This is a genomic window from Acinetobacter sp. ANC 3903 (assembly GCF_002135315.1).
In the GTDB taxonomy this organism is placed as follows: Bacteria; Pseudomonadota; Gammaproteobacteria; order Pseudomonadales; family Moraxellaceae; genus Acinetobacter.
Genome location: NZ_NEGA01000010.1, coordinates 99,994 through 121,262, shown reverse-complemented (window position 1 = coordinate 121,262; position 21,269 = coordinate 99,994). Strand labels below are relative to the sequence as shown.

General features: G+C 40.6%; 21 protein-coding genes, 2 pseudogenes and 1 riboswitch. Of the genes and pseudogenes, 15 read left to right on the top strand and 8 right to left on the bottom strand.

Features of this window, described 5'->3' with window-relative positions; all coding sequences use genetic code 11:
• Positions 1 to 121: 121 nt before the first annotated feature.
• Positions 122 to 427 carry a hypothetical protein gene (locus B9T29_RS09830; protein ID WP_086175751.1) on the bottom strand — a complete coding sequence of 102 codons (306 nt, stop codon included), beginning with the start codon at positions 425 to 427 and terminating at the stop codon, positions 122 to 124.
• 200 nt (positions 428 to 627) lie between these two features.
• Between B9T29_RS09830 and B9T29_RS09825 the strand changes: the two genes are divergently transcribed.
• The 5 genes from B9T29_RS09825 to B9T29_RS09805 all read left to right on the top strand — a co-directional run bounded on the left by B9T29_RS09825 (position 628) and on the right by B9T29_RS09805 (position 5,673).
• Positions 628 to 993 carry a lysozyme inhibitor LprI family protein gene (locus B9T29_RS09825; protein ID WP_086175750.1) on the top strand — a complete coding sequence of 122 codons (366 nt, stop codon included), beginning with the start codon at positions 628 to 630 and terminating at the stop codon, positions 991 to 993.
• 103 nt (positions 994 to 1,096) lie between these two features.
• Entirely contained in the window at positions 1,097 to 2,107 is a 1,011-nt protein-coding gene (gene prmB, locus B9T29_RS09820) for a 50S ribosomal protein L3 N(5)-glutamine methyltransferase (protein ID WP_086175749.1), read from the top strand.
• 12 nt (positions 2,108 to 2,119) lie between these two features.
• A complete protein-coding gene (aroC, locus tag B9T29_RS09815; protein ID WP_086175748.1) occupies positions 2,120 to 3,214 on the top strand; it encodes a chorismate synthase in 1,095 nt (364 codons plus the stop codon).
• Positions 3,215 to 3,397: 183 nt separating this feature from the next.
• Positions 3,398 to 3,925: a GNAT family N-acetyltransferase gene (locus B9T29_RS09810; protein ID WP_416202486.1), complete on the top strand. Its 528-nt coding sequence runs from the start codon at positions 3,398 to 3,400 to the stop codon at positions 3,923 to 3,925.
• A gap of 265 nt (positions 3,926 to 4,190) precedes the next feature.
• Positions 4,191 to 4,280: riboswitch (glycine riboswitch) on the top strand.
• A 148-nt stretch (positions 4,281 to 4,428) separates the two neighbouring features.
• Complete coding sequence (locus B9T29_RS09805) at positions 4,429 to 5,673, top strand: D-amino acid dehydrogenase (protein ID WP_086175746.1); 1,245 nt, start codon at positions 4,429 to 4,431, stop codon at positions 5,671 to 5,673.
• A gap of 58 nt (positions 5,674 to 5,731) precedes the next feature.
• Here the strand turns inward: B9T29_RS09805 and B9T29_RS09800 are convergent, their stop codons facing one another.
• Together B9T29_RS09800 and B9T29_RS09795 are read right to left on the bottom strand one after the other, a co-directional pair.
• Positions 5,732 to 6,331 (bottom strand): hypothetical protein, encoded by a 600-nt coding sequence (locus B9T29_RS09800; RefSeq protein ID WP_143223882.1) that lies wholly within the window; start codon positions 6,329 to 6,331, stop codon positions 5,732 to 5,734.
• The gene (locus B9T29_RS09795) at positions 6,294 to 6,944 is read right to left on the bottom strand and encodes a hypothetical protein (protein WP_086175744.1); all 651 of its coding nucleotides are present in this window, start codon (positions 6,942 to 6,944) and stop codon (positions 6,294 to 6,296) included. The genes B9T29_RS09800 and B9T29_RS09795 overlap by 38 nt, the downstream gene beginning before the upstream one ends.
• A gap of 99 nt (positions 6,945 to 7,043) precedes the next feature.
• Here B9T29_RS09795 and ispF point away from each other — a divergent pair, with 99 nt between their 5' ends.
• Complete coding sequence (gene ispF, locus B9T29_RS09790; protein WP_086175743.1) at positions 7,044 to 7,535, top strand: 2-C-methyl-D-erythritol 2,4-cyclodiphosphate synthase; 492 nt, start codon at positions 7,044 to 7,046, stop codon at positions 7,533 to 7,535.
• Here the strand turns inward: ispF and B9T29_RS09785 are convergent.
• The 3 genes from B9T29_RS09785 to B9T29_RS09775 form a co-directional block, all read right to left on the bottom strand.
• Entirely contained in the window at positions 7,523 to 8,047 is a 525-nt protein-coding gene (locus tag B9T29_RS09785) for a protein tyrosine phosphatase family protein (RefSeq protein WP_086175742.1), read from the bottom strand. The genes ispF and B9T29_RS09785 overlap by 13 nt on opposite strands.
• Before the next feature lie 62 nt (positions 8,048 to 8,109).
• Positions 8,110 to 9,201, bottom strand: a complete 1,092-nt coding sequence (locus B9T29_RS09780; RefSeq protein WP_143223881.1) for a 3-deoxy-7-phosphoheptulonate synthase — start codon at positions 9,199 to 9,201, stop codon at positions 8,110 to 8,112.
• Positions 9,202 to 9,327: 126 nt separating this feature from the next.
• Positions 9,328 to 10,218 carry a sulfite exporter TauE/SafE family protein gene (locus B9T29_RS09775; protein ID WP_086175740.1) on the bottom strand — a complete coding sequence of 297 codons (891 nt, stop codon included), beginning with the start codon at positions 10,216 to 10,218 and terminating at the stop codon, positions 9,328 to 9,330.
• A gap of 830 nt (positions 10,219 to 11,048) precedes the next feature.
• On the opposite strand from B9T29_RS09775, the gene lpxB reads away from it, so the two are divergent.
• Positions 11,049 to 12,239 (top strand): lipid-A-disaccharide synthase, encoded by a 1,191-nt coding sequence (lpxB, locus tag B9T29_RS09765; protein ID WP_086175738.1) that lies wholly within the window; start codon positions 11,049 to 11,051, stop codon positions 12,237 to 12,239.
• A 1-nt stretch (position 12,240) separates the two neighbouring features.
• Here the strand turns inward: lpxB and B9T29_RS09760 are convergent, their stop codons facing one another.
• Positions 12,241 to 13,164: an AraC family transcriptional regulator gene (locus B9T29_RS09760; RefSeq protein ID WP_086175737.1), complete on the bottom strand. Its 924-nt coding sequence runs from the start codon at positions 13,162 to 13,164 to the stop codon at positions 12,241 to 12,243.
• Positions 13,165 to 13,358: 194 nt separating this feature from the next.
• Between B9T29_RS09760 and B9T29_RS09755 the strand changes: the two genes are divergently transcribed.
• A complete protein-coding gene (locus B9T29_RS09755) occupies positions 13,359 to 14,567 on the top strand; it encodes an alkane 1-monooxygenase (protein ID WP_086175736.1) in 1,209 nt (402 codons plus the stop codon).
• Between the two features lie 195 nt (positions 14,568 to 14,762).
• On the opposite strand, the pseudogene B9T29_RS09750 reads toward B9T29_RS09755, so the two are convergent.
• A pseudogene (locus B9T29_RS09750) lies at positions 14,763 to 15,209 on the bottom strand (arsenic resistance protein); the annotation flags it as partial.
• A 296-nt stretch (positions 15,210 to 15,505) separates the two neighbouring features.
• On the opposite strand from B9T29_RS09750, the gene B9T29_RS09745 reads away from it, so the two are divergent.
• The 7 genes and pseudogenes from B9T29_RS09745 to cobT all read left to right on the top strand — a co-directional run bounded on the left by B9T29_RS09745 (position 15,506) and on the right by cobT (position 21,261).
• A complete protein-coding gene (locus B9T29_RS09745) occupies positions 15,506 to 15,970 on the top strand; it encodes a MarR family winged helix-turn-helix transcriptional regulator (RefSeq protein WP_086175735.1) in 465 nt (154 codons plus the stop codon).
• A gap of 461 nt (positions 15,971 to 16,431) precedes the next feature.
• Positions 16,432 to 16,899, top strand: a complete 468-nt coding sequence (gene ybaK, locus B9T29_RS09740; protein WP_086175734.1) for a Cys-tRNA(Pro) deacylase — start codon at positions 16,432 to 16,434, stop codon at positions 16,897 to 16,899.
• 336 nt (positions 16,900 to 17,235) lie between these two features.
• Positions 17,236 to 17,367, top strand: a complete 132-nt coding sequence (locus B9T29_RS16750) for a hypothetical protein (RefSeq protein WP_265733366.1) — start codon at positions 17,236 to 17,238, stop codon at positions 17,365 to 17,367.
• A gap of 268 nt (positions 17,368 to 17,635) precedes the next feature.
• Positions 17,636 to 18,874, top strand: a pseudogene (locus B9T29_RS09735) (MFS transporter).
• A gap of 208 nt (positions 18,875 to 19,082) precedes the next feature.
• Positions 19,083 to 19,694 (top strand): 2'-5' RNA ligase family protein, encoded by a 612-nt coding sequence (locus B9T29_RS09730; protein ID WP_086175733.1) that lies wholly within the window; start codon positions 19,083 to 19,085, stop codon positions 19,692 to 19,694.
• Positions 19,691 to 20,209 (top strand): bifunctional adenosylcobinamide kinase/adenosylcobinamide-phosphate guanylyltransferase, encoded by a 519-nt coding sequence (gene cobU, locus B9T29_RS09725; RefSeq protein WP_086175732.1) that lies wholly within the window; start codon positions 19,691 to 19,693, stop codon positions 20,207 to 20,209. Before B9T29_RS09730 ends, cobU begins: the two co-directional genes overlap by 4 nt.
• A complete protein-coding gene (gene cobT, locus B9T29_RS09720) occupies positions 20,209 to 21,261 on the top strand; it encodes a nicotinate-nucleotide--dimethylbenzimidazole phosphoribosyltransferase (protein ID WP_086175731.1) in 1,053 nt (350 codons plus the stop codon). The genes cobU and cobT overlap by 1 nt, the downstream gene beginning before the upstream one ends.
• Positions 21,262 to 21,269 lie beyond the last annotated feature (8 nt).

The following is a 21,269-nucleotide window of genomic DNA, read 5'->3' as shown; positions in this document are numbered from 1 at the left end:
CATTGTACGCGATAAAATTAGCTATTCAGGTGAATTGGGGATCACTCTTGGAGATAAGAGGATATTCACGCTAAATAGATATTTATCTGGCAGGTATATACTGCTGCCAGGTTGGCAGTACTTACATGCGAAATTGAATTTTAATATCGCCTTTTTGCTTTAACAGATTTTTATGGTTTTGAATATGTTTAAAAATCATGGCTTGAACAGCATCATGCTGAAAACCAAGTGCATAACCTTTAACAATAATGATGCTCGGCAAACTAAAAAACAGATATTTGGCATCATCTTCTGATGGGCTGCTATGAATTGCCTGTTCCAGTAGTGTTTGTTGAAAGAATTTTTTTTCCTTCTGTACCTGTGCAGAATCGGTATCATTCCAGTAGCTTTCACGCATCGCCATTAAATTATTGTGCTTGTAGCTCATAACAATAAAAATATTTTGTAGAAAAAGAATTGAAAATATATGGGGATATTCTAGCCAGATTCAATATGCAATATGAATGATTTTTTTGAGTTGGGGGATAAATGATCGGGTTATAGGAATTTGCACATGATTGATGTAGTATCACGGCATAAACACAATAATAGTATTTGATATTAAGTCTTTTAGGACAGGGGAATATTATGCGATTGGCAATATCAGTGATGCTGAGTCTGGCTGCTTTCTGGTCAAATTCAGTTTTAGCTCAAGGCTATTCTGACGAATATAATAAATGTCTCAACACTTCTTATGGTGAAATTGGAACAGTCAAAAAGTGTGTCGACAAAGAACTGAAAAATCAGGAAAAACTCTTAAATAAAGCTTATAAGGGCTATATAAATAAGAATGTGGTTAATCAAACTAGTATCGAGCAACAGCATAAACTTTGGCTTAACCGTGTAGATCAAAAATGTTATTTAAAAGTAACTTCTGCCTATATGGCCGTTAAACAATCCAAGTGTGTACTCGAAATGACAATGGAGCGTACTTACTATTACCAGACTAAATAAATTCGTCATAGATATTTGTTTTTAATCTAGTCGAAACATTATAAAACCCCGCAAAACAAGGTATCATAAGGCGTTTTAAAAATTGACCTTGGAGATGCCTTAAGTGGATCAACTGACTATTAGCCCTGAACATTTACAGGAAGCCGCTGAAAACCTAAGCACAATTCGCGATTTTATCCGTTTTGGTGTTTCAGCTCTACGTCAATACGATGCACACTTAGGTCAAGGTACAGAAGATTTTTTTGCTGAAAGCTCGGCCTTAGTTCTTCAAACATTGGCATTGGACTGGAATGCCAATCCTGAAATTTTAGATGCGAAATTACTGCCAAGCGAAAAAGCAGAATTTATCAGCTTGCTGGAACGTCGTATCAATGAAAAAGTGCCCACTTCTTATTTATTAAATCTGGCTTATTTCTGTGGTAAACCTTATTACGTTGATGAACGTGTACTGATTCCACGTTCTCCAATTGCTGAATTGATTAATCAACGCTTTGCACCTTACTGCCTGGATGAACATGGCCAGATGCGTGAAGCGTTAAACAATCTTCCTGAAAATGATCATCCGCAAACACCGCGTCGTATTTTAGATATGTGTACCGGTTCGGGTTGTATTGCGATTGCTTTGGCTTATGCATTCCCGGAATCTGAAGTGGATGCTACCGATATTTCTAAAGAAGCTTTGGAAGTGGCTTCTATTAATGCTGAACATCACAATATGCAATATCAGGTTGCGTTGATGGAATCAGATTTATTCGCAAAAATTCCTGCTGAAAATCAATATGATTTAATCGTGTCCAATCCTCCATATGTCGATGCGGAAGATATGGCGGATTTACCTGCGGAATTCTTGCATGAACCTGAGCTTGCACTTGCAGCAGGTCAGGATGGTCTGGATCTGGTGCGTAAAATGCTGGCACAAGCAGCGGATTACCTGACTGAAGATGGCTTGATTGTCATTGAAGTGGGCAATTCTGAATGGGCGATGAAACAGAACTTTAATACTGTGGATTTCCATTGGTTAAGCTTCCAGAACGGTGGTTCAGGCATTTTTGCTTTGACAGCAGAGCAGTGCCGTAAATACCGTGATTTATTTGAAAAATCTGTTCAAGCATAAGGAGTTGTGAACATGGCGGGTAATAGTATTGGACAACTGTTCCGTGTAACGACTTGTGGTGAATCTCATGGTGTTGGTCTCATGGCGATTGTCGATGGTGTACCGCCAGGGATCGAACTGACTGAAGCAGATTTACAAAAAGATTTAGACCGTCGTAAACCGGGTACCTCCAAGTTTGCAACACAGCGCAAAGAACCGGACGAAGTCGAAATTATTTCCGGTGTCTTTGAAGGTAAAACTACCGGTACATCGATTGGTTTACTGATCCGCAATACCGACCAAAAATCGAAAGACTATGGCAATATTGCACAGACTTTCCGTCCGGGTCATGCCGACTATACCTATACGCAAAAGTATGGTTTCCGTGATTACCGTGGCGGTGGCCGCTCAAGTGCGCGTGAAACAGCAATGCGCGTGGCAGCCGGTGCGATTGCGAAAAAATATCTGGCTGAAAAGTTTGGTATTAACATTCGTGGTCATGTCACACAAATTGGTACGGAAAAAACCGAAAAATTAGATTGGAAGGAAGTTCCAAACAATCCATTTTTCTGTGGTGATGTCGATGCCGTGCCACGTTTTGAAGCTTTAGTGACTTCATTACGTGAACAAGGCACAAGCTGTGGTGCGAAGCTGGAAATTCTGGCCGAGAATGTGCCAGTGGGTTGGGGCGAGCCAGTATTTGACCGTTTAGATGCGGATATTGCACATGCTATGATGAGCATCAATGCTGTTAAAGGTGTTGAAATTGGTGATGGTTTTGCGGTTGCTGAACAGTTTGGTCATGAATCACGTGATGAATTGACTACAGATGGCTTCTTGGCCAATCATGCTGGCGGCATTCTGGGTGGAATTTCAAGTGGTCAAACCATTCGTGTTGCGATTGCACTGAAACCAACTGCAAGTATTACCACCCCAGGTAAAACCATTAACATTCAGCGTGAAGATACCGATGTATTGACCAAAGGTCGCCATGACCCGTGTGTAGGCGTGCGTGCAACCCCGATTGCTGAAGCGATGTTTGCCATTGTACTCATGGATCACTTCATGCGTCATCGTGCCCAGAATGCCGATGTAGTTGCGCCGTTTATTCCGATTGAGCCTAAGTGAAGAGCAAAGCATTGCTTTGCTCGAACGCCGTAAGTAATGAGCATTTGTGATCCACTAAAAAAACCAGACACCAAGTCTGGTTTTTTTATTGTCTTATATTTATAGATTATTGTTTATAATGATTTTCTCTGAATTAAAAACTTTAGAAAAATAATGCAGCCATTAAATTATAGACTTGCCCAGATGAGCGATATTGAAAATCTGGTGTGTTTGATCAATCAGGCCTATCGTACAGATAGCGGTAATAGCTGGACGAGTGAACAGAATATTGTTGCTGGAGATCGGATTAATGCCCAGCAACTGAAGAAAACTTTAACACAAGAGAATTTTTATCTGTTTATAGCAGAAGCTACTGAAGATTTTCAAACACATTTGGTGGCATGTATAGGCTTAACATTCCAAGCAGATCACGTAGAAATTGGAACGTTTTGTGTAGATTCACATTGGCAGAATAAGGGCATAGGAAAACATGTTTTAAAATATGCCGAGAAAATGGCAGCAGAACACTGTCCTACATTAAGTCATTATGAAATGTATGTGCTGGATGCCAGAGCCGAGCTGATTCAATACTATGAACGCTGTGGCTATACTCAAACTGATTATAGAGAGGCCTATCCGCTGGATGCCAATGTAGGTCAACCGCTGATAGATTTACAATTACAGCATATGCGCAAATTGGTGATCCAAAATGGCTCAATAGTTGAAAGCTGATAGGTATTTTTAAACGTCATTTCGTGTATTTTGACAAGCTTGTACATCAATCTCTTTTCTTTCACTCGAATAGGGCAGAAGGCTCTTTTTAGCTGCAAAAAGAATAATTCAAGTTTCTTTGATCTTATTTAAGAGTAAAAAATTATTATTTAAAAAAATAGTAAACATTTGATATATAAACTTATTTGAATTAAGTACAAGGAATTAACAAATTAAATAAAATAATACTCGCCTATGGTATAAAAATTGCTCATATTAATATAAGCAAATTATTGCAGGAGAGACGTTCTTCTGTGAACGCGCCGAAGGAGCAACGACCCCGGAAACTCTCAGGCAAAAGGACTGTAATAATTTCAAAAATCTGGAGAGAAGCATATTCAGCCAATATGCTCACCGAAGGGGATGGTCAGCGTTAAAATTTTAGCGTCATGATCGAAGCTCTCAGGTAAAAATGACAGATGGGGCGCATAGAAATGTAGAACTACATTTCCAAGGAGTGTGCTATGTGTCATATCATTGTGATTGGATCAGGCATTACCGGTGTTACCACTGCTTACGAACTCGCCAATTTAGGCTATAAAGTTACGGTTTTAGATAAGCATTTGTATCCTGCCATGGAAACCTCATTTGCCAATGGCGGACAGCTTTCAGCCTGTAATGCAGAAGTCTGGAATCAAAAAGCCACCGTACTGAAAGGTATCAAGTGGATGGCGAATAAAAATGCGCCCTTACTGCTCAACCCATCTTTTGATTTGCATAAATATGGCTGGTTGATGGAGTTTGTGGGCAATATCAAACATTATGAAGCCAATACCCGCGATACCGTTAAAATGGCTTTGCTGGCACGTCAACGCTTATTTGATATTGCAGAACAGGAAAATATTCAGTTCGATCTGGAAAAACGCGGCATTCTGCATTTTTATCACACCAAATTAGATTATGAGATCGCCACCAAAGTGAATGAACTGTTGAATCAGGGTGGATTGGAAAGAATGGCGATTAGCCCTGAAGAAATTAAAGCCATAGAGCCAAGCTTGAAAGGTGAATATTACGGCGGTTTTTATTGTCCGGGAGACGCGACCGGCGATATTCATAAATTTACCAAAGGTCTGGCTGAAGCCTCTGAAAAATATGGGGTGAAATACCTGTTTGGTATGGAAGTGATGGACGTCAAGCACCATAAAAAAGGTGTCACAGTGCTTTACCATGCCAGTGATGAAAATATGCACCTCGATGCAGCCGTTGTGGAATCTATGGAAGCGGATGCCGTGGTGGTTTGTGGCGGTGTAGGAAGTTATCAGTTGGCAAATTTATTAGGTGATCGGGTCAATGTCTATCCAGTGAAAGGTTATTCAATTACCCTGAATCTGAATGATGAAGATAGTGTCAAAAATGCGCCTTGGGTCAGCTTGCTGGATGAAAGCGCTAAAATCGTTTCCTCACGTTTAGGCGCGGATCGTTTACGTGTTGCCGGAACGGCTGAATTTAATGGTTATAACCGTGATATTCGTGCTGACCGTATTCAGCCATTGACCGACTGGGTGAACAAGAACTTCAATATTACCACTGAAGATGTGGTTCCTTGGGCAGGTTTACGTCCGATGATGCCCAACATGATGCCGATGGTCAGCCGTGGTCGCCGTGAACGGATTTTTTATAATACCGGTCATGGCCATTTGGGTTGGACCTTGTCGGCAGCGACTGCAGTGATGATTAGTCAGCAAGTCGCTTCGCAGCATCCTGTTTGAGTTATTAAAAAGGCATGAAGTTCATACTTCATGCTTTTTATGATTCTATCTATTTTGGTTAATTAAATTCTGAGTGATCTAAAAGATGATAATCATGAGCAGCTTTAAGCCAAATATTATTAAAATTTTCCCAATTAAGTTTACCGTTTGGCTTATAGCCATCTAGAGAACCAATTTTGATTTTATCAAATAGAAGATCGTAGCGAAGTTCATTTAATTTATCATATTCATGTTTTTGTTTATCGGAGGGGACTGGATATTTCCCATTCCAGATAATAGATTCAGTAAAAATTTTTAAAAATTTAGATTCTTCATCAGTAATATCTATTTGTGCATCTCTCGCAAGAAAGATTAAGTTGTGAGTGGAATTAAATTTTATATCTTTTCTCACACAGATAGCTTTGTAAAGAACCTCTAATGAAAGTCCACACAACATGGGAAAAACAGGATAACAAGCGATTCTCATAGAAAAGCCACTGCCTAATTTTAACTGTTCAGCAATATTATTATCTGAATCCCTCATGGCAAACCATAACGCACCAGCAGAGGCTCTTAAATCACTTGATTTATTATACCAATATTGATGAGTCTTTTTTCTAAATTCAAAAGAACTGATATTTTTAATCATAAAGCCGGTATATACCTGCAAAACGTTCACAGCCTTTCTGCTCGGTTTTAACCGATAAAATCGCCTTGTTAAAATCGAAATGATATTTACAATCGTGTTCGTTATCGGTGATCTCACTTTTCTGGTTAGCCGTGGTGTAAGCCAAAAAAGGAATGGTTTGCGTTTCTAATTTATTATTTGGATTACGGTAGGCAATGCCTTCAATTTTAATTTTATCTTTGGTCAGTTGATGCACCTGTAAATGTACCGGTTGATGGGCAAATTGACCATTTTCAAATTTTAAATAGTGATTGGTTAAAGTCTGGTTCAATGAGGTATAAAAATTAAGGTCTTCAATACGTATTTCAAATTGCTGCTTATAACAGTCCAGGCTTTTACATTGCTGCAAGCGCTTAAACCATAAACGGTGTGTATCTTCGAGTAAATGTACTGGTGCATCGCTGACTAAAAAAGCCGTGATATAGTGATTAGAGAGTTTTTCTCGCGATTCTGCAAAATTGTCAGCGCAAATATTTTTCATTGATGCTGTATCGGGCTGTGTACAGTCAATGTCTTGAGCATATGCCATGGTTGAGCACAAACAGCCAATACTGAATAATGTGCTTAATGTTTTAATGAGATTAATATCGGTATTCACCAGCATGATCGCTTATAATTTCACTATGTTGCGCTGCTGTAACTATAGCGAAATAGAAAGCGTGAATACAACATCTCAATCATTTATTTCTTAAGGATGCTTAACGTGGTCGCACAAATTCGGATTGGTCAGGGAATGGATGTACACGCCTTTGAAGAAGGTGATTTTGTTACTCTGGCAGGGGTCAAGATTCCACATACGCATGGCTTAAAAGCACATTCGGATGGCGATGTGGTATTGCATGCACTTTGTGATGCATTATTGGGGGCTTTGGCTCTGGGCGATATTGGACAGCATTTTCCCGACACCGATGCAAAATTTAAGGGTGCAGACAGCCGCGTTCTACTTAAGCATGTTTACCAGCTGATTTTAGACCGCGGTTATGTGCTGAACAATGCCGATATTACGGTCGCCTGTGAGCGTCCAAAGCTGGCTAAACATAATCTGGAAATGCGCCAGAGTATTGCAGATGTGCTGGATGTGAATGTGAACCAGATCAGTGTGAAGGCCACCACCACTGAAAAGCTGGGCTTTACCGGACGTCAGGAAGGGATTTTATCGATGGCAACGGTGCTGGTTTCACATCAGCCAAAATGATCGGGATGAATCAACGACTGCTGTAATTCCTGGGTAGCTTTACGACCTTGAAGTTGTAGGGCTACTGCATGGATTAAGCCGATCCAGGTTTCATTTGGTTCCCAAATATTGTGCATCAGCTCTTGCGCAGTGGGCATGTCCATATCCATATAATATTGACGATATAAATACATCAGACAGCTGACATGGTAATTGGTGGCGCAATGCACCCACACCATCTGTTCCTGTACCAAATGATCTAGCATATCTAATGCCAGTAAGCATTGATCATCTGAAGGGATTTCTGGAGAAAGGGGCAGCTGAATATAATTTAAGCCCAAATCCAGACAAATTTTATCTTCATGATCTAAATGCTGCGCTGCATCGGATAATCCCAGATTCACAATGCTAGTCACGCCGTATTCTTTAATCAGCTTTAACTGTTCCGCTGTAGGCTGAGCAGAAGTGAATAGGTGTTCGTGAATAAACTGGAAATTTTCGATATGACTGAGTGCATTTTCAATTTCATTCATAAGATAAAATTTTTCCTAAGGTTAAAGTAGAAACGCCATCTGTTTAGATGGCGTTTTAGCTCTTAGCGATTTGGCAAAATGTCTTTCAATGCTTCGTGCATGTCGAGTAGGGCTTTTTCTGTAGTTTCCCAATCGATACAGCCATCAGTCACTGATTTGCCATATTCAAGATCATCCAGATTTTCGGGAATGTCCTGGCGACCACCTTTAATATGACTTTCTACCATAATACCGACAATAGACTTGTTGCCATCCTGAATCTGTTCAGTGATATTTTTCAATACCAGCGGTTGCAAGTACGGATCTTTGTTGGAATTGGCATGGCTGGCATCAATCATGATTTTGTTACTGACTTTGGCTTTGGCTAAAGCATTTTCAGCATCTGCAACAGAACCTGCATCGTAGTTCGGTTTGCCGTTACCGCCGCGCAGTACTACGTGTGCATACTGGTTACCGCTGGTACGAATCACGGAAACCTGACCCTGGTCATTCAGGCCAAGGAAGCTGTGACCATGTTTAACCGATTGCATGGCATTGGTTGCAACGGTTAAGCCGCCATCAGTACCATTTTTGAAACCTACAGGTGAAGATAAACCTGAAGACATTTCACGGTGTGTCTGGCTTTCGGTGGTACGTGCACCAATCGCTGACCATGAAATAAGATCTTGATAATATTGTGGCGAGTTTGGATCGAGTGCTTCAGTAGCACATGGCAATCCTTTTTCATTCAATTCAACCAAAAGCTGACGGCCAATGCGAAGACCTTTTTCAATGTTGAAAGAGTCATTCATGTCCGGGTCATTGATTAAACCTTTCCAGCCTACAGTGGTACGCGGTTTTTCAAAATAAACACGCATCACGATATACAGGCTATCTTTAACTTTTTCGCTTAAAACTTTGAGACGATCAGCATACTCATGAGCAGCCACAGTGTCATGAATTGAACAAGGACCAATCACTACAAATAGACGGTTATCTTTACCATCCAGAATATTGCGAATCGTTTCACGACCTTTCAGGACGGTTTGATAAGCCTGTTCAGTCAAAGGCAACTCTTTTTTTAATTCAGCTGGAGTTACAAGAGGCTGAATGCTTTGTACATTCACGTCATCGATGTCAGATTGTGTAATAGGTTTTGACTGTAGTGTATTCATTGCCGTCACTGGTTTGATCATACAAGAGTATTTTTAGTAGCCTGAATATAACACGATTTCAGCAGTGAGTTGCTATACAAAACACCAATAAATCCGTGAAAAAAACCGATTAATCGCATAGATAGTTTAACCGTTGGTTGATTTTTCAGCAGTTAAAATCATAGCAGTTACAGGTTTTTCAACAGGTTTTGCTTTTACCGGATGAAGCATGAAATTCATGCCTAATGCGAATAGGGTAATACCGAGAATCTTACGGATAATTTTTTCTGGCAAGCGAGAACTGATTAAAGTACCCACCACAATTGCAGGAATTGAACCGACCAGTAACCAACCGAGCAAGTGTAAATCTACATTACCGGAACTCATGTGTCCAAGACCTGCGACTAAAGTCAAAAGCACGGCATGAACCACATCTGAACCAATAATTCGGATCATGGGTAAATTAGGAAACATTAAAACCAATGCCATGATTCCAAATGCACCAGCACCCACTGAAGATAAGGTTACGAATACACCCAATATAATGCCCATAATCACAATATAAGCACGTTTGTTTTTCGCCTGAAAATTAACCTTTTCTAAATCCTGGGTCATATCCAGAGGTTCATCTTTACGGAACTTGGTAAAGAAGCGTTCAATATGACCGCGGAATATGATGGAAACACCGGTCAGGGTCAGCATAAAACCGAGCACCATGGTCAAAACAGATTTATAGCTGCTGGATTGACTGAGGTAATTTTCTAAAACCCAGTGCGTGGCAAATGAAGCCGGAATACTGCCCACAGCAAGCCAGATTACAATCGGCCAGACAATATTCATTTTTTTGGCGTGAACCATAGAACCGCAAAATTTTGAAATGGCGGCATAAAGCAAGTCGGTTCCAATTGCGATGTGCGGTTCGATCTTAAAGAGACTGATCAGGATCGGGGTCATTAATGAACCGCCGCCAACACCTGTGATCCCGACGCAGAAACCAACCAGAACACCCGCTAAAATATATTCAATTGAACCAAACATGGTTATATATGCCAAATATCAAAAAACCTGCATATGTTATGACTTTTCAATATAAGACGTTGTCTTGATTATTGATTTGCTTATTCTAAAAAAAGATAAAGATGAAAAGTGTTTTATAAATTTTGTGGTTTTAGCCTGAAATTTTGGAGGAATAAGAGAGTTAAACCTAAAAAATTGCATAAAATAAAGAATCTAAGTAAATAAATGGGCAAAGATATTGCGCTTTGCCATTGCTGCAAATACTGCTGCTATGGGTTTGATAATTGCATCGTATTGGAAGTTTTAGCATCCAGAATGATAAGGGTTTGCACAAAAACCTGTTTTTTACTCTAATTCCATGTTGAACGGGTGAAGAGTTGAAGATTGGCATGCACCACATTGAATTGTGTTTTTATTAGAATTTTGCTGGCAAACAGCCTGAAGTGCTTCCTGCATAAACGCACAATTGGCAAACCATATTTGTTGTTGTTTAAAAATAATCTGTGATAGTCGACCGTACTTTACATAAGCAGGGGGATGATCCAGATGGACCATTTTGAGATGGACCGTTTTGGGAGGAGAAGAAAGCCACATACTAGGAAAGACAATAAATCATACAATATGGATGAGTATGGATATAATAACGGTTACCCCACCATTGCCAAGTAGCTTGTAGTGGCTGAATGACTTCTGTTTGAAGTTATTGATGAATTAAACCCAACATAGATATTTTATAAAACAACGCTTGTTTTGAATTATTTCAAAAGCTTGGCGGCTGATCAATTAAATTGAAAGGCCTATGTTAAAATAGACCTAACTGCAAAATATACGGCATAAAGAGGATAAAAGTCTTGCAAAATCGGAAGCTTAAAATCGGTATCGTTGTCGGGGAAGTGTCTGGAGATACACTGGGCGCTAAACTCATCCGCCGTTTTCGAGAGCAAGGCATTGATGCTGAATTTGAAGGCATCGGTGGTCCGCAGATGATTGCTGAAGGTTTCAAAAGCTATTATCCAATGGATATTTTATCGGTCATGGGCATTGTGGAAGTGCTTAAAGATCTTAAAAAACTCTTTGCCGTGCGTGATGGACTGCTTGAAACCTGGAGCAAAGATCCAGTCGATGTTTTTGTCGGTATAGATGCACCAGACTTTAATTTACGTTTATCTAAAAGTTTAAAGCAGAAAAATCTGCCGATTAAAACCGTGCAATATGTCAGTCCTTCGGTGTGGGCTTGGCGTCAGGGACGGGTGTATGGCATTAAAGCCAGTATCGATCTAGTGTTATGTTTATTTCCGTTTGAAAAAACCTTTTATAAAAAGTTTGATGTGCCCGCAGCTTTTGTCGGGCATCCATTGGCCAGTCAATTGCCTCCGCAAAATCCCTTGATTGAAGCCAAGCAAGAGCTGGGCTTAAATGTAGAACAAAAACATATTGCACTGTTACCGGGAAGCCGCCGTGGTGAAGTTGAACGTCTAGGGCCTTTAGTGCTGGACGCAGCGCAAATCATCAGTCAAAAGCATCCTGAATATGTGTTTTTGATTCCTGCGATTAATGATGCACGCAAGCAGCAGATTGAGGCATTGCTACAACAATATCCTGCAGATTTTGTGGCTAAAGTGTGCTTGCTGGAAAATACTGATGTGGAATCCAAAATTGGCCGTCAGGTGATGAATGCTTCCAATATTGTGGCATTGGCTTCGGGAACCGCAACACTGGAAGCGATGCTGTTACATCGTCCCATGGTTACTTTCTATAAATTGAACTGGCTGACTTATCATCTGGTCAAGTTGCTGATCAAGATTCCGTATTATTCCTTGCCGAATATTATTGCCGGAAAAAAAGTCATTCGGGAACTGATTCAGCATGATGCTACCCCAGAAAATCTGGCGGCTGAAATTGAAAAACTGATGAACGGGGAGACTGCACAGATTCAGGCCATGCAGCATATCACCATGCATAAGCAGCTGCTGGCAGATAATAGTGAAGATCCGGTTCAGGCGATTCTGAATACCTTGAATGCAGTCGCTGATCAGGCATAATTTACTGGAACTGCTGCCGATATTGGCTTGGAGTCAGGTTAAACAGTCGTTTAAAGGTTTGACTAAAGGCTGTTTCGGAAGAATATCCGACACGGTGGGCAATTTGCTGGATGGATAATTGCCCTTCACGCAGATGCTGTGAAGCCAAACGGAAGCGGTATTGCTGTAGATAGGCCAGCGGCGTTTCCCCGACGATCGTGCTAAACAAGGTCGCAAATTTTGAGCGAGACATGCAGCATTGTTCCGCCAGACTTTCAACGGTCCATGGCTGTTCAGGTTTGCCATGAATGGCTGCTAAGGCATTGGCCAGTTCGGTATGGGAAAGTGCTCGCAGCCAGTTATTCGAATCTTGCAATTGCGCAATATAATCGCGTACACATTCAATAAAAAGAATACTCACCAGATGGTCGAGAATTTTGTCACGACCCGGACGCAGCTGATAGGCTTCCACGGCCAAAAAATGTAGGCCTATTTGCAGCCATTCAGGCGCGGTACTGCCGGTAATATGCTGAATATGAATATAGTCGGGCAGGGCATTCAGTAAAGGCCGGGCCATAATGGTATCGATATGACAACGGATGGCCAAAATTAGCACCGGTTCACCGCTCTCACTGCCAAACTCAATGGTTTCTTGCCTTTTTTCATCAAAAAGCCCTGTAATATTAAGTGCTTCAATTAGATTTTTTTTATCATTACTGTGACAGCTATGGGTCTGTCCAGAAGGGATCAGGATCAAATCTCCCGCTTCCAGTTGCAGCATTTTTTGCGATTCAAATTGTATGTTGAGCGTGCCCACCAGAACCACATAGCCAATCATGGCATCCTGTTCCTGATAAGCATAGGCCCAGTTGCCTTGCGGTTTTAAATAAATATATTCAGATTTATTAAGATGAATATCATCAAAAATTTTACTTAAGGCATCCATGTCTTATGTTTCTGTCTTCATTTTGATTAAAAATTATAAAAAGCCTGAATTTATTCCAGCATGTGTTTATAGGACAAATTGGGGCTTAATACGCCAAGAACGCTTGCATAGGTTTTTTGGACGTTTACAACTGTTCTTGATGCTGCATTTCTAGAAATATAAAGGGAGAACAGAAAATAAGGAAGATCGCGAGCATGAATGCACCAGTACAAATTGATCAAAAAACAACGTTAACCATGCAAACTGCTTCAGGTCTGGCACTCGATAAAAAACGTTATTGGTGGCTGCTGAGCCCGGGTTTACCAGTGATTGGCATGGGAATTTTGGCCGGTTACCAGTTCGGCCCTAAAGCTACGAAAAAAATATTTGCCTTGGGTGGCCCTTTATTGCTGCACGTGATTATTCCCAGTATTGATGCGTTGGTGGGCAATGACAGTAATAATCCCAATGATGACGAAATTAAATCGCTGGTGGCAGATCCTTATTATGACCGAATTGTAAAATTATTCATTCCTTTACAAATGGCTGCCAATCTTTTTGCCGGTTATGTAGTGAGCCGTAAAGAAACTTCTTTTGTCGATCAGATCCTGTTGGGAATTTCCATGGGGGCGATTAATGGTGTGGGCGTGAATACAGCACATGAGCTGTCACATAGACCGCATAAGAAAGATCATTATCTTGCCCATGCCACATTAAGCCCACTGTTTTATAATCATTTTCGTGTTGAACATCCTTATGGACACCATAAGCGTGCGGCAACCCCTGAAGATCCGGCATCATCTAAAATGGGCGAAAGTTTCTATGAATTTTGGCCAAGAACGGTATTTGGCGGCATCAAGTCGGCCATTGAAATTGAAAAAAACCGTTTAAAACGCAAAGGTTTATCTTTCTTTAGTGCGGAAAATGAGCTGTTTCAAGGCTGGGCAATGAGTGCCGGTTTTCATGCCACCATGCTGAAGTTATTTGGTAAAGAAGTACTGCCTTATTTAGCCACGCAGGCTTTTTATGGAGTGAGCTTATTTGAAATTATTAACTATATTGAACATTACGGTTTAATGCGCGATAAAAAACCAGATGGGACTTATGTACGTACCATGCCGGAGCATAGCTGGAACAATAACAATATTACCACCAACCTGTTTTTGTACCAGTTACAGCGTCATTCCGACCATCATGCCTATCCGACACGACCATTTCAGGCCTTACGCCATTTTGATGAAGCGCCTGAATTACCTAGTGGTTATGCCACTATGTTATTACCGGCTTTAATTCCATCGCTCTGGTTTAAAATGATGGATAAACGCGTATTCGATCATTATCAAGGCGATTTAAGCAAAGCCAATATTCATCCAAAACGCCGTGCCAGCATATTCAAGAAGTTTGGTTTGTCTCTACAAAATTGAGATAGATTAAAAAACAGTCGTGAAATAAAAAACATCATTAAAAAAGCCCGGCTGTTCAAGCAGGACTTTTTTAGATTGCAATTTATTGATTTTACTAAATTTGTATAGTGAAATTGGTCTCGGCTGTATGAGGTTGATTTTAAATCAAACCAATATTATTTTGATTTACACTTGTTTAAAAACCGTTTTTCTTAATCACAGCGAAACGCTCACTAAAGCAATTAAAACAGGTACTTCAACCAATCGGCCAATGACTATCGTAAAAGCAACAGGTGAGGCCAATCCGAAGGTTGCAATTGCCACAGCTAAAGCTAATTCAAAATTATTGCCTGCTGCCGTAAAAGAAATGGCAGCAGTTTTTGGATAATCATTCCCCATCCACTTACTCATAAAGAAACTAATAAAGAACATTACTACAAAATAAATAGTTAAAGGCATTGCGATTCTAAGCACGTCTAGTGGCAAACTGACCACAGCGGCTCCCTTAAGGCTAAACATGGCGACAATTGTAAATAATAGGGCAAAAAGGCTAAGCGGACTAATCTTGGCAATAAAGTGCGTTTGATACTAAACTAATCCCTTTGTTTTGACCAAGATCAATCGAGTTAAAAAGTCAAGTAAAAATGGGATACCTAAATAAACAGGATCCAGGTTAAATAAAAATAATTCTTACACCAGAAATGTGAGGTACGACAGGAGTCATACTTAGCTAACAAGTATGAAAAAACCGGGCAGGACGCCAGTTTTTTATTTTATACGAATTTTGTTAGACAACATTGAACATATTTTGTAGATTTTCTGTTTAATTTATAAGAAGCTCAAAATCTCAATAAGCGATAAAAATAATTTAATATATATTGCTAAAACAAGCCGTTTCGAATAATATCTGATGCTTAAAAATAATTTCAATTACAACAATAAATTAGAGGTTTTTAACCATGTCAACTAAATACAGCAAATTTTTTTCTGCAGCATCTGAGTTTAATCTAGATAATTTTCCATACTACTGGATTACTCAAGTACATTCTCAATATGTGCAGAATGTGGATCATGCGTTAAAAAAATATGGTCTAGATAATTCTCGTCGTCGTATTTTACAGGCTTTAAAATCCAAACCCAACGCGAGTGTATCCGATTTATCTGAAATGGTAATTTGCAAGATGTCGACCACGACAAAAATTATTTACCGTCTAAAAGATGAAGGCTTAGTGCGTACTTATTGTTGTGAAGATGACGCACGAATTACCCGGGTCGTTTTAACTCATTTGGGTGAGCAAATGGTGCAAAAAATTAATGATCTTAGTCACATTGTTCTAGATCAATCTTTTGAAGGTTTAACACCATTACAAATTGAAAAAATGCTAGATAGTTTGAAACTCATTTTCAGAAACTTGGCACATTAATCTCAATTTAATTAAAAAAGCGTGGATGCAATGTCCACGCGCTCTATCAATTGTCTGATCTACTTTTTTAAACTAAAAAATAACACTTTTAAGAAATCTGGTTTAAACCTCAGTATCTTGCTATAGAAGATTGCTTGGATAAAACCGGTTTTTTAAGTAAAAGTGTCCTGATTAAAGATAGATCGATTAAAGGAAGAAAGAGACCAACTATCACCCTCAAGACTCTTAAAGAAATGCTGAGTTGGTCGACGGTAAAATAGGAAGAGCACTTAATATTTCTTTAGGATTAGGTTTTAGCCACATCTATAATTTGATTTTAAAATATAAGTCTTAAAACGATTTTCAGTGTTTTTATAGATTGATTAGAGATAAACATGAATCTAAAAATAGCCTAAGTATACTAAACATTCACTTTTAAAAGGCATATAATTTATTTAACTCGTTTTTACTATCATCAAAAAATGACACCTGCTTGCAAAGTTTTAAAATCAAATAAAATTGAATTTTCTATCCATGAATATGAACACGATGCCAATGCTAAAAGTTTCGGTTTGGAAGCAGCCGAAAAACTGAGTCTAAGGGTTGAAGAAGTATTTAAAACCCTGTTGGTGACCGATGATAAGAACTATTTTGTGGCGGTATTACCGGTAAATCACCAACTGAATTTAAAGAAAGTGGCAGCGGCAGTGGGCTGTAAAAAATTGCAGATGGCCGATCCTAAAAATGCCGAACGCTTGACAGGCTATTTGGTCGGGGGAATTAGCCCGGTTGGACAGAAAAAGCGTTTAAAAACGGTCATCGATACTTCAGCACAGCAGCTGCAAAAAATATATGTCAGTGGCGGCAAAAGAGGCCTGGATATAGGCGTAAAACCACAAGATTTAGCACAGGTCTTGGGCGCAGAATTTGTAGATGTGCTAGACGTATAAAAATCGACTTCAATACTTCTCTTCAGCCCTAAAGAAATTTAGGGCTTTTTTATAGAAGTTTAATTGGCTTCTCAATGATAAATGAGAAAATTTTCATTTAATTGATCATCAATAGCAGTTTAGAAATTTTTTGAAAGGTTCTTATTTAACCGATTGTAGAGCCTAATGTGCTACGTGAGATGCCGCAGAATTCGTGGTGAATAGTAAATAAAATCAAATGTATGTAAGTTATAAGATTATACCAGACGGGACGCTGGGTTGAACACTGGCTAATACCCGTAATCAATAAAAAATACTCAGAGTGGCTTGGGCAAAAAACTGAATCCTATTTGTTTCATGCCATTAAAAGAACCCGATCTAGCAGTTGGACAATTTAATAATATGATCTTGCGCGTACAAGCTTTGGTGATTGGCGGTACTGATAAAGCCCGGCAAGATACGATTAAATATAGCTCGGCTGCAAACTGAAACAATGGGTTTGCCACAATGGATGTGATTGCCAATACCCAAGTGGGCTTTGGGAACCCGGGGTTGGGTATTCCAGCGTCTGGAATACTGACTGTAAATTTTTTTATAATCAATCTGTTGCATTGGTGTTACCTATCCAAGGCCGAACTTATGGCCTGAGCTATAGCGTGAAGTCCTAAATTTCGTTCTGAAAAAGCATGAAAGAGCTAGTGTATGTTGGCTCTGGTTCTTATAAATACAAACCGCGAGTGGGAATTAAAAATAAGGCATGGATAAAAATAACAAAATTTTCATTGCGGCAAGTCTGGCCAATGGGGCGAGTTTTTCGATGATTTTACCTTTGCTGGCGCCTCTGGTTCGCCAGTTAAAAGTTGTCGGAACTGCAAGGCGGTGCCATGGTCTCGGGTGGGGCATTACTGATGGCGATTGCAGCCATTTATATTTCTAAAAATCAAAATAAAATTTCGATTTACCAGTTGCTCAGCCTTGGTTTTATTGGACCATTACCTGGGGGATTTTCACTGCCGCATTGCTCTATGGCCTGTCGGTTCAGGTGTCGTTAATAAGCCTGTTTGGCTTGCTCATGGCGGCACGTGCAGGAACGGGGGTATTTATGGCTATGCCGCAGATTTCGCTACAAACCTATGTGATGACCCGTTATGTCGAGGAACAAGAACGCAGCCAGACCATGTCAAAATTTGGCGCGTTAAATAGTGTAGGCGTGATTGTGGGCCCATTTTTAACGACTTTACTGTTAGCGTGGGGCATCTTGGCTCCGTTATGGGCTGCGATAATCATTTTAAGTTTGATTAGCGTGGTGATTGTGTTTGGATTTGAACGTAGCAGCACGGTTCAATCTGCTCAACAGGAGCATGTTCTAAATACAGCCAATACAGACTCAGACTTTTCCATTTATCAATGTTCTGCCTGGTTGCTGCTTGGCTTTAGTTTGTATCTGGCCATTGTGACTGTGAATTTGACTACCGGTTTTTATATCCAGGATTATTTTCACATGAGTATTGCACAAGGCGCCGTATATTTTTCCCAGTGTTCTTTAATTGTGGGTATTGCACTGGTGGTTATGCAAAGCCTGATTTCCAGATATCTGCAATGGTCAGTCTATCGCTTGTTGTGGGTGGGGATTCTGTCCTTGACCACAGCACTTCTTATTTCTGTACAGACCGAACATATCCGTATTTTCCAGTTCCTTTATATTCTTTATGGGATTGCGGTCGCGTGTTTAATTCCTGCATTTACCACGGGAGCGGCAAAAGATGCACCGAAGTCTATGCAAGCCAAAGTCGCTAGCTGGTGTACCGCAACCCAGGCCCTTAGTTTTGTTTTAGGCCCAATTTTGAGTACCGGCTTGTATCAGTGGCATAAGAGTTATCCTTATTATTTTTTACTGTTGTTAATGCTGGGTTTGATGATTTATTTTTCTATGATTGGTATTGCGCAGGACAAGAAGAAAATATTGTTGAATCAGAATGATATGGTAGATGGCTAAAGGCTCATCGGTATGAACTGGGTGCAATAAACTCTCCTAAGTATATGTCTGCAAAAAAGCGATAAAATATGAATTTGGTTAAGGAACTGAATAAATTTCAGCATAAGCTGAATATTGTTAAACCAAAGCTTTGATTCATCTGGCAAAATTCATGGTTAAATAAGCCGATTGAATTTAATGTGAATTTTACGTGTTTCTGAAACCCTCTATGCCAGTTGTACCCACGCTTGCACAGGATTATCCTGAGTGGCATAAGGGGCGCATGGATTATTCACTCTGGTATCTGGAAATACAGCAGCCTGAATTACTGCAATATTTACACCACCTACGTCAGCACTTTTCCGACCTACTGTATACGCCCAATACGCGCCAGTTTCATATTACCTTGTTTATTTGCGGATTTTTGACTGCACACCAGTCTGATTGGGATGACGATTTTAGCCAGCAGCAATTACAACAACAGATTGAAACTTTAAGCTCGGCACAAAAATCTTCATTTAAATTAAAAACAGGATACATAAATAGTTTTGAAAGTGCGCTTTTTATTGAAATTGAAGATCCTGATGGAAGCTTGGCCGAGATACGCCAACAGTTCTATACCTGTTCAGACGAAATTGCCCCCCTCCAGTATTGTCCGCATATTACTTTGGGCTTATATAAAGAGAATTTGAATAGTGATGCTGTTTTTGAGCACATTGAAAAAATTTCACAGCAGCAATTTGAATTTCAGACCCGGCAATTAACTTTTGGGACATATCATGCCCAGGTTTTGCAAGGGCCATTAACACCGTACCATCAATTTTTATTGGGTGATGCATGATCCAACTCATTTTAGGCGGTGCCCGTTCCGGCAAAAGTCGTCTGGCGGAACAAATCGCGCAAGATTCTGGCCTGGCTGTGAGCTATATTGCAACCGCTCAAGCCTTAGATGCGGAAATGCAGCAGCGAATTGCCCATCATCAAACCCAACGTCCTGCCCATTGGCAGCTGATTGAAGAACCTTACTCACTGGCAGAGCGATTGCAGCAAATTGATGCACCGAATCAGCTGATCCTGGTCGATTGCCTGACGCTATGGATGAGCAATCTGTTGATGCATGAAGATGACAGTCTGCAAGCCGTGGAATGTCAAAAATTACTTGATGTGCTGCCTAAGTTGCAATCGCAGATCATTTTAGTGAGCAATGAAACCGGATTGGGAGTTGTTCCCATGGGCGAGATCAGCCGTAAATTTGTGGATGAATCTGGCCGTTTACATCAACAGCTGGGGCAGATTGCCGATAAGGTGGTTTTTTGTGTGGCAGGTTTCCCAATGATTTTAAAAGGAGAGAAATAATGAACTGGTGGTTAGATGCGTGTAAAACGCCAAGTGCAGAAGCCAGACTACAGGCTACAGAGCGTCAATTACAGTTAACCAAACCTACCGGTTCACTTTCCGAACTGGAAAATGTTGCGATTCAACTTGCCAGTTTGCAAAATAATCCTCGTCCCAATATCGACCATCCCTGGATCAGCATTTTTGCCGGTGACCATGGGGTGATGGAAGAAAATATCTCGGCGTATCCGCAGGCTGTAACCCGGCAGATGCTGCAAAACTTTACTGGTGGCGGTGCCTGCATCAGCGTGATTGCCAAAGAATACAATGCCAAACTGCAAGTGATTGACTGTGGCTCTGTCGGTGATGCCTATGAATATGCAGGTGTCGAACGTCATTGCATTATTCCGGGTACGGCCAACTTCGCCAAACAACCGGCCATGACCGAAGCGCAATGTGCCGAAGCTATGCTGCTGGGTGCAAAAAGTGTGGAACAGGCTGTAGCGCATGGGGCGTCTATTTATGTAGCGGGGGAAATGGGCATTGGCAATACCTGTTCCGCTTCTGCTGTCGCCTGTTTTTTACTGAATGAGCCTGCCGAGCAATTGACCGGTGTGGGTACCGGCATTCGTGCAGAACAGCTCAACCATAAAAAAAATGTGATTAATCAGGCCTTGGCTTTGCATCAGCAATATGTGGGTCAGGATGCCTTCAAGGCACTATGCGCCGTTGGTGGTCTGGAAGTTGCAGCCATGGTGGGTGCCTATATTCGTTGTGCGCAACTGGGTCTGGCCATGGTGGTGGACGGGTTCATCAGTACGGCATCGGCTTTGGTGGCAGTACGTTTAAATTCGGCAGTACGTGAATGGATGCTGTTTGGTCATCAATCCGCTGAATATGGGCATCAGCGTCTATTGCAGGAACTGAAAGCCAGTCCCTTACTCAAGCTGAATTTACGTTTGGGAGAAGGCAGTGGTGCCGGTGCGGCTTTAGGAATTATCAAATTAGCCTGCAGTCTGCATAATAATATGGCGACTTTTGCTGAAGCGGCAGTGATCGGCGACAAGGTTTAATGTGTTTG